At 36.4% G+C, this 8,446-nt stretch carries 2 protein-coding genes and 1 pseudogene; 2 read left to right on the top strand and 1 reads right to left on the bottom strand.

Features of this window, described 5'->3' with window-relative positions; translation table 11 throughout:
• Positions 1-952: 952 nt before the first annotated feature.
• On the top strand, positions 953-1,468 hold the full coding sequence (locus tag PVV68_RS09050) for a GNAT family N-acetyltransferase (protein WP_273721798.1): 516 nt from the start codon (positions 953-955) through the stop codon (positions 1,466-1,468).
• An 897-nt stretch (positions 1,469-2,365) separates the two neighbouring features.
• Here the strand turns inward: PVV68_RS09050 and PVV68_RS09045 are convergent.
• Positions 2,366-3,472, bottom strand: a pseudogene (locus PVV68_RS09045) (hypothetical protein).
• A gap of 682 nt (positions 3,473-4,154) precedes the next feature.
• Between PVV68_RS09045 and PVV68_RS09040 the strand changes: the two are divergent.
• The coding region (locus PVV68_RS09040; protein WP_273721796.1) for an autotransporter outer membrane beta-barrel domain-containing protein at positions 4,155-8,446 on the top strand (4,292 nt) is incomplete at its 3' end.

The raw sequence follows: 8,446 nt of genomic DNA, 5'->3' as shown, positions 1-8,446 counted from the left end.
GCAAGATCACGCTTGGCAGAAGCGATCCCCTCTTGGAGATGATTGACAAAACGCACAACAAGGGAAACATCCATAATCGTCTCTTATCCTAACTGATGGCTTTCATATTCTTGTTGTTTGATGCGTGTTTAGTTTTACACTAGGTTTTGTACCAATTTATTTTTTTCAAAGTTTTTTTAGAGTTCTCAAAGGGGCTTCAAAGACCTTTCAAAGATCGTTTTACAATTCGTCATTTTTGTGAGCATCTATTGGATTTTTCTCCTCAATCATCAGAGAACAATTTTTAGTTCAGAAAGAATAGGAACTACTCATATGAAAGTGATTTAAGAGAATTTTTCTGGAAGATTATCGCTATTTGTTAGATTGTTAAAGCATGTAAAATAAGCTTGAAGAGTGAGATAAACATTTCCCATTAGTCCATGGCATTGTTTGGCTATAATAACTTCATCTTTGCCAAAGACACTATTTTCCCAAGGCATTTTTTATTATCTCTTGCTATCCTGAGGATAATTCTTTTAGTATTGGCAGCAGATCTTTTGCGGACTTGTATGTTATAGAAGCTTATTTGAAAGAATTTTAGATTGCCTTTGAGCCAACGGACTGTTTACAGCACCCAGTATTAACAGATCAATAAGAAATGATAAGGAAAACAAATGTTAGACAAATCAAAAATTAACTTATCATTAGAGAATAACTTTTGCTCAAAGGTACGCTTTTTACCAAAACTGTGCCTCAAAATGCAGGTTATTGATTTTTCAAATGGAGTATCTTCTGTTAATTCAACATTTACCTCAGACACATTCAACATTATCTCTGCTAAAAATTTACAAGAAACTATACCGTAGACCAAGCAAAGTCTATAATTGATTCCTTTAATGCACAAAAACTACCTTTAGCTTGGTGGGTTGGACCTCATTCGTCTCACTATAACATCAATGAAGTTCTCTTATCTATGGGCTTAGAGCATGTTGAAACAGAAATTGGAATGGCGGCTTTAGCGCAGGATATAAACTCACATGTTACTTCTCTGCCGGATAACTTCAAAATCAAGGAAGTTGAATCACTTCAAGAGTTTAGAGATTACGGAAATGTTATGGCATCAGTCTTCGAGCCTTTTGATGAAGAAGCAGTAAGATTTTATGAAACCATAGGTCATTATTATAAAAAAGACCCCGATGTAGGAATGTTCGTTGGGTATATAAATAACAATCCTGTAGCAATATGTTTTTGTATTCAAGCGGATGGAATTGGTGGAGTGTATGATATTGTTACCAATCCAGATTTTCAAAAAAGAGGTATTGGGACAGTAATGACAAAAATTGCTATTGAGTATTTAAAAAGAAAGAAATGTCATATTATTGGTATGCAAGCATCTCAAGAGGGAGTGAGCATTTATAAAAAATTAGGTTTTACAAACTTTGGTGAATTTAAAGTTTATTCCAATAAACGCATGATAATGGAGCTATAAACTCTTTTTTCGCTCATCTACAAGATGAATTTATTCTATTGAGCAAAACTCAACTATGCTCCACTCATCTGTACAATCAAGAAAGTTGAGCCAATCCCCTTTCATACTGAGAGTGAAAAGCTAAAATCAGTTATGATAAATATCATTATTCCAAGCGACACACCAAAATTTTCTTCACTTTTATGATTTTCAGCACAATTGTCTAAAAAGAAACATCTCTCACAGATCCAATTTGGACAAGTGAAAGTTTTTCTTTGCTATGACTAACAATTGGCTGTTTGTTACAAGGATTGAAGAGCAAGAAAATAAATATTTAAAATGACAATTTCATCATAATTTATGAGATGATTGATCTATAAATAAATTAAGAGAAAAAATCTTCGCTTTATACAATAACCAAAGAATCCTCAAAGACCTTTCAAAAATCATTTAAAGTCCCTTTCATGAGTCTTTTTTATTCTTCTAAATCGCAATTTGTGATGATCAATTCCTTTGCCAGAATCATGTTATTTGTAGAATTATACGAATATATTGCTCTCACTTCCTTTAGTTTAAATTAGCTAAAGGTTTGACAGATTCCTAACACATCATTGAGAGAGAGAAAACCTTTCCTTTAATTGCCAAAAGAGCACAGAGACCGTCTAATAATCTTCCCACTTCAGACAAAATCTATTGTCAAATCACACAAAAAATAAACGAACCATAACCGATAACGCGACAGCACAGAAACATTATTGTATATTAATTTATGCATAACAGAAATGGCACCTTAAAATAAAAAGCAAACAATAAAATACCATTTTTTAATATGCTATTGCACGATATTGAGGTCACTTACTTCTCAAGCTTTATACAGAGAACACACTCTTGCCCCTATGCAATAAGAGAAAAACCTTATTATAATTGGCTGCAACTTGCGGAAAATTCTTTATCTTGTCCGACAATACCGAGATCTTTGATCAAGAGAGGTTTTCCTATCTCACCATTATAAGCTTTAACGTGAATATTCTTCCCCTTCACATCTATAAGGTAATAATCTCCATTAAAGAGTGCACCAGCTGTATAAACAGGAACATTGCCAAAACCCTTATCATCCTTCGCACGGTAATAGGACTGATAATGCGTGTGTCCAACGAATATCGCCTTAACATTATGAGAAGTGATGATGGACTTAAACACCGATAAATCTTTAGCGTTCTTTTTATAAATAAAAAGGATTTACCCTCAATAGAAGCGGCATGAGCATCGTGAAAATTAATAACGGTCACTTTCCCTTTCGTATCAGCAGCCTTTAAATCTTTTTTTAGCCAATCCAAAGACTTATTGATTTGCACCTCCATGGATGGTCTCTTCAGATGTACCGTATAACTTGGATAATTGTGCAGTTGCACATAATGAATATCTCCATAATCCCAAGAATAACTTAAACTCCCCTTAAAGGGGTGAATATTTCCACCCGAAACAGCAAGCAAACTTTCAGTAATATCCAGACTGAAATGAGATAACTTACTACGATATTTTTTGATTTCCGCCACCATTCTTGTAACTGCACTGATAGCACAGGCATCTTTATAAAAATTGAACACCTCAGGCATGGCACAAAGACCAACATTATTTGCATAATCGTAATCACCTCACCCCTCATAAACAAGAGAACCAAGATTTTTATAATCATCATAGTTTTTTTGTTAACCAAACTCTGTCAAATCACCATTCACAATATGGAAAGCAGCTTTATGCGCTTTGATCACACTGGCAACCTGCTCATTTATCTTTAACCATGGCTTTCTGTTGGATAGTCCATTGGCATCACCAGAATTCAAACGCCATGGTTGTCGATTATCCACAATGACAGCGGTATAATTTTTCACAAGAGACTTGTCCCTCATGGATTAATCCATTATCAAGCCTCCCCTCTCTTTTTGTCTCAAGACCAACATCAAAACAACCAGAGAGAGCAAAAGCAATCACGGTAATTACCCTATATCCAATTTTATCTCTCATACACACACCACCACAAAAACATAACGTGCTTTATTATATTGCTCATAAAGCTTCTGAAAGCAATTTTTTGTTTTTTTGTCTAGAATGTGTCATAAGCTCAAAATAATGAATGCAAGGATATTATAATAAAAATGTTCTCTGATATCAGAGCATTCTTCATTTATAAGATTCTTTCTTAAAACATTTCATTGATTGCATTTTTCAGCATAGGATATATCGATCAAGATATACATCAAGCCGATATGATCGCAAACAGTCCCTTTATTAAAAAATTGAAAAGTGCTGATATATTTTTATACCCAGTAAGAAAAATATTAAGAAGCAATCATGTGGCATTATATTTAAACAACGAATTGTTGTATGCATGAAGATAAAACACATTGAGAATCTTCTCAACTAACGCAGAAACAATGAAAGGGTATATGCAGTTACATTTTTTCTAATAATGCCTAAAGAGAGTATAAATATTTACTGACAATATTATTATAATGGATAATAATTATTCATTTATAAATACATTATATGTTCAATATAAAATATAATTAAAAATCTCTTTTGACAAAAAAAGAAAAATAAACTATCAAAGCGATCAATTATTAAATGAAAAGCGATATATATTTTCTTTTCTTCTTTTGAAGAGTGCGGGGAAATGAATATTAGGAACTTTAAAAGGAGAGTACTTGTGTATAAAAAATACATTCTGTCATCTATGGCAACAGCAGCTATTATGCTGTTTAATATCCAATTCAATGTCCATGCTGAATCTCTTAAAGTTTCTGGAGAGAAAAAAGAGGTCAACGATGCCACTTATGAAACTCTTCAGTCCCTAGAAGAAGGGCAAATCACCGGAACTGATTTGAAAGTAACTGGAAATAAAAACACAAACTCAAGCTCAAACGAAAACAACTATGTTATAAGCACTGAAGGCAAAGGTAGTGCAATTAAATTAACGGGAGATAAAACGACCATTAAAGGAACGGATTCTGACATCCCTTTGGGTGTTGAAGCAAAAAATGATGCCATACTTCAAATGACAGGGGGAACTATTACGGTTTCCGGCACTGGCGTTCACTTCGAAAACAGTAACAGCATTGAAAACAAACTAGAAAATGTGACAATATCAAGTGGTAAAGATGATGCGCCATTAGACTATGGAATAAATGCAGAAAAAAACAGTACAGTCGCTTTAACAAATGTAAAAGTCTCTCAAACAACGAATGCCATAGTTGCGGATGATCACTCGACAATAACAGTCTCTGGAGGATCATTTGATGCAAAAGGAGCGACAATAGTCTCTCAAGGCAACAGTATCATTAGCTTAACCAACGATACTCAAATTACGTCATCTAAGAATGATGGACTTCTTGCAAAAGATGGTGGCGCAATCAGCATGACGGGGGGAACCATTAAAGCTTCTATAGCTGGTGCTGCCTTCGAGAACAGTGAGAGAGAAGAAAACAAACTAGAAAACGTAACCATATCAAATGTTAAAGGCGATGCTCTATTACACTATGGAATAGATACAGAAAAAAACAGTACAGTCGCTTTAACAAATGTAACTGTCTCTCAAGCAACGAATGCCATAGTCGCAAATGATAACTCTCAAATAACTGTCTCTGGAGGATCGTTTGATGCAAAAAAGGCAACAATATATGCGCAAAAGGGTAGTAGCATTACTCTAACTGACGAGGCGCGAATTACATCATCTGAGGACGTTGGACTTGTTGCAAAAGACGATGGCGCGATCAGCATGACGGGAGGAACCATTAAAGCTTCCTATAGTGGTGCTACCTTTAAAAACAGTAACAGCGCCGAAAACAAACTAGAAAATGTGACCATATCAAGTGTTAAAGACGATGCACTATTACACTATGGAATAGATGCAGAAAAAAACAGTACAGTCACTTTAACAAATGTAACTGTCTCTCAAGCAACGAATGCCATAGTCGCAAATGATAACTCTCAAATAACTGTCTCTGGAGGATCATTTGATGCAAAAGAGGCAACAATATATGCGCAAAAGGGTAGTACCATTACTTTAACTGACGAGGCGCGAATTACATCGTCTGAGGACGATGGACTTTATGCAAAAGACGGTGGCGCAATCAGCATGACAGGGGGAAACATTAAATCTTCAAAAGCTGGTGCTGCTTTCAAGAACAGTAACAGCGCCGAAAACAAACTGAAAAATGTGACAATATCAAGCGTTAAAGATGGTGCATTACTAGTTGCTGGAATATCCGCCGAACAAAACAGTAAAGTTGATTTAGAAAATGTGAAAGTGACGCAAGCAAAGAGTGCCGTATTTGCAAGTAATAACTCTACAATAACTGTCACTGGAGGATCATTTGATGCAAAAGAAGCAACAATCTATGCGCAAAAGGGTAGTACCATTACTCTAACTGACGAGGCGCGAATTACATCATCTGACGGTAATGGACTCTATGCAAATGGTTTAGGCTCTACCATCACAATGACGAAAGGAAACGTCACGGGGAGATATACAACTTTAGTTACAGAAGATGGAGGGCATATTACGGCCACAGATATTACTATCGCAACAACCAAGGGTAGCGGATTAGGTGTAAATGCTATCAACTCTAATAGTACGATTGAATTGTATGGAACAACGATTAACAATGCTTCTATCGGACTTTATGCGCAAAACGGTGGCACAATTAAAATGACTGGTGGAACCATTACAACCTCTACATCTGGTGCTAGCTTCAATAACAGTAAAAGCGATGAAAATAAACTGAAAGATGTTACAATATCGAATAATAAAAAAGGCAACTCGTTAATATTTGTAGGATTAAATTCTCAGTCCAGCCATGTCTCTTTGGAAAATGTACACATTACAGATGCATACATCGGCGCATTTGCAATGGATCATTCTGAAGTCACAATATCTGGAGGATCATTTGCTGGAAGCAATGCAGCGATCTCTGCAGAGAGCGGTAGTACTATTACATTAACCGACAATGTCCAAATTACATCATCTAATGGCAATGGACTCCATGCAAACGGTTCAGATTCTACCATCACAATGACGGGAGGAACAGTAACCGGAAAAGAGGCAGTATTGTTTGCAGAAAATGGCGGACATATTAATGTGACAAATATTTCTGCAACAGCAGAAAACAGCGGCATAAAATTCAAAAACCCTGAGGAAAATATAACCTCAGAAATCAATTTAACCAATGCAAAGCTTCACATTAAAGACGGTATTGGAATTAACGTAGATGAGTCAACTGCTACAGTCAATCTTAGCAAAAAATCAGAAATTGGTGCTGATGTTTTATTAGTAACAAAAGCTTCAACTAAAGAGGATAATTTCGCTTTTACACTCAATGCTAATGATTCTATATTAGAAGGCAGAGCAAGCATTGCACAAGAGAGAAACGTACGCTTTGACCTGAAAAACAATACACAATGGATCTTGAAAACCAGTACACAAGAAAAAGACGATGATGGCAATCTGCTTGATATCGCTCAAAGATCACGTTCTGATATTTCTGTACTAAACCTTGAAAACAGCTCTCTTGTTTTTAAAGAACCAACAGCAGATGGTTATTACCACACATTGCATATAGGATCAGGAAAACCAGATACCAAAGTGGTCTATAATGCAACAGGTGATGCAAAAATTTATTTCAATACAAAATGGACTAATGGTACTCCAATAGAAGAGCAAAAAACCGATCATCTTCTTATTCACGGAGATGTTTCAGGCTCTACAACAGTCTATATCCAAAGCGATTCAGGAGATAAAAATAGTGTTATAAATGCTTCCGATCCTTCGAACTCAGGTGGTCTTTCACTTATCCAAGTCTCTGGAAAAGCAGAAGAGGATTCTTTCAAACTTACAAATGGCTATACCACAAGAGGCGGTTCGCCTTACAAATATACACTCACTGGTTACGGACCAGAATCAAGTCATGGCATAGCCAATGTTGAGCAAAGCCTTTTCGATGAGAAAAACGAAAATTTCTGGGATTTCCGCTTACATAAAGAATTTCTTGACTCTCACTCAACAGTAGAAGAACCTGTAGCACAAATGGCAAGCTATTTGGTCATGCCAAATGCCCTCTTCTATACGGGATTAACCGATATGGCTAAGCAGAATGCACTGTTAGACAATATGAGAACATCTGTCGTAGCAAAGGAACAAGAAAAACAAAGCGGGTTCTTCTTATACACTTACGGCGGTACAGGAACATTGTCATCCGCGCGGGGACCTCTTCAATATGGTTATGGTGCTCATCTTCGCTATGCTGCTCTACAAGGAGGCGTTAACTTCGCAGCACTAGAAGGACAAAATACCACAACACATTTCGGTCTTGTCGGAACCTATGGACAGTTGTCCTTCACTCCAAAAGATATGAAAGATGCAGGTAAAAGCACATTGGATAAGTGGTCCATCACAGCCTATGGTAGCATCCAGCATGACAATGGTTTTTATCTTGATGCCCTACTATCCTATGGAATCCTAAAGGGTGACATCACCAATGCTATCATTGGCAAAACCGCAACATTGAAAAATGCCAAGATGTTGGGTATCTCCACCACTATTGGCAAACAGTTTGCTACAGGTATTCAAGGTGTTACCTTCGAACCGCAAGCACAACTTGCCTATCAACATTTGCTGTTTGACACACTTTCAGATGCCGATAATTTTACCATTGATATGAAGAACCCTCATCAATGGATGATCCGTGTTGGTGGGCGTTTAACCAAAACCGTTGCCACTGCTGAAAACGGACATTCTGTTTCCTTCTATGGAAAAGTGAATGCAATTAAAACTTTTGGTGATGATCAAGCAATCCATATTGACAAGGATTATAAAATTGATCCCATGGGAACTTTGCTTGAAGGTGGACTTGGTGTCAGTGCTCAATTGTCTTCAAACGTTTCGCTTCATGGTGATGTCAGCTATCAACAAAAACTACAAAAGACTGGTATATCCGGAGCAAG

The organism is Bartonella sp. ML69XJBT (genome assembly GCF_028618515.1).
Lineage (GTDB): Bacteria > Pseudomonadota > Alphaproteobacteria > Rhizobiales > Rhizobiaceae > Bartonella.
The sequence above is the reverse complement of the archived record's forward strand: the minus strand, read 5'-3'. Positions and strand labels throughout refer to the sequence as shown.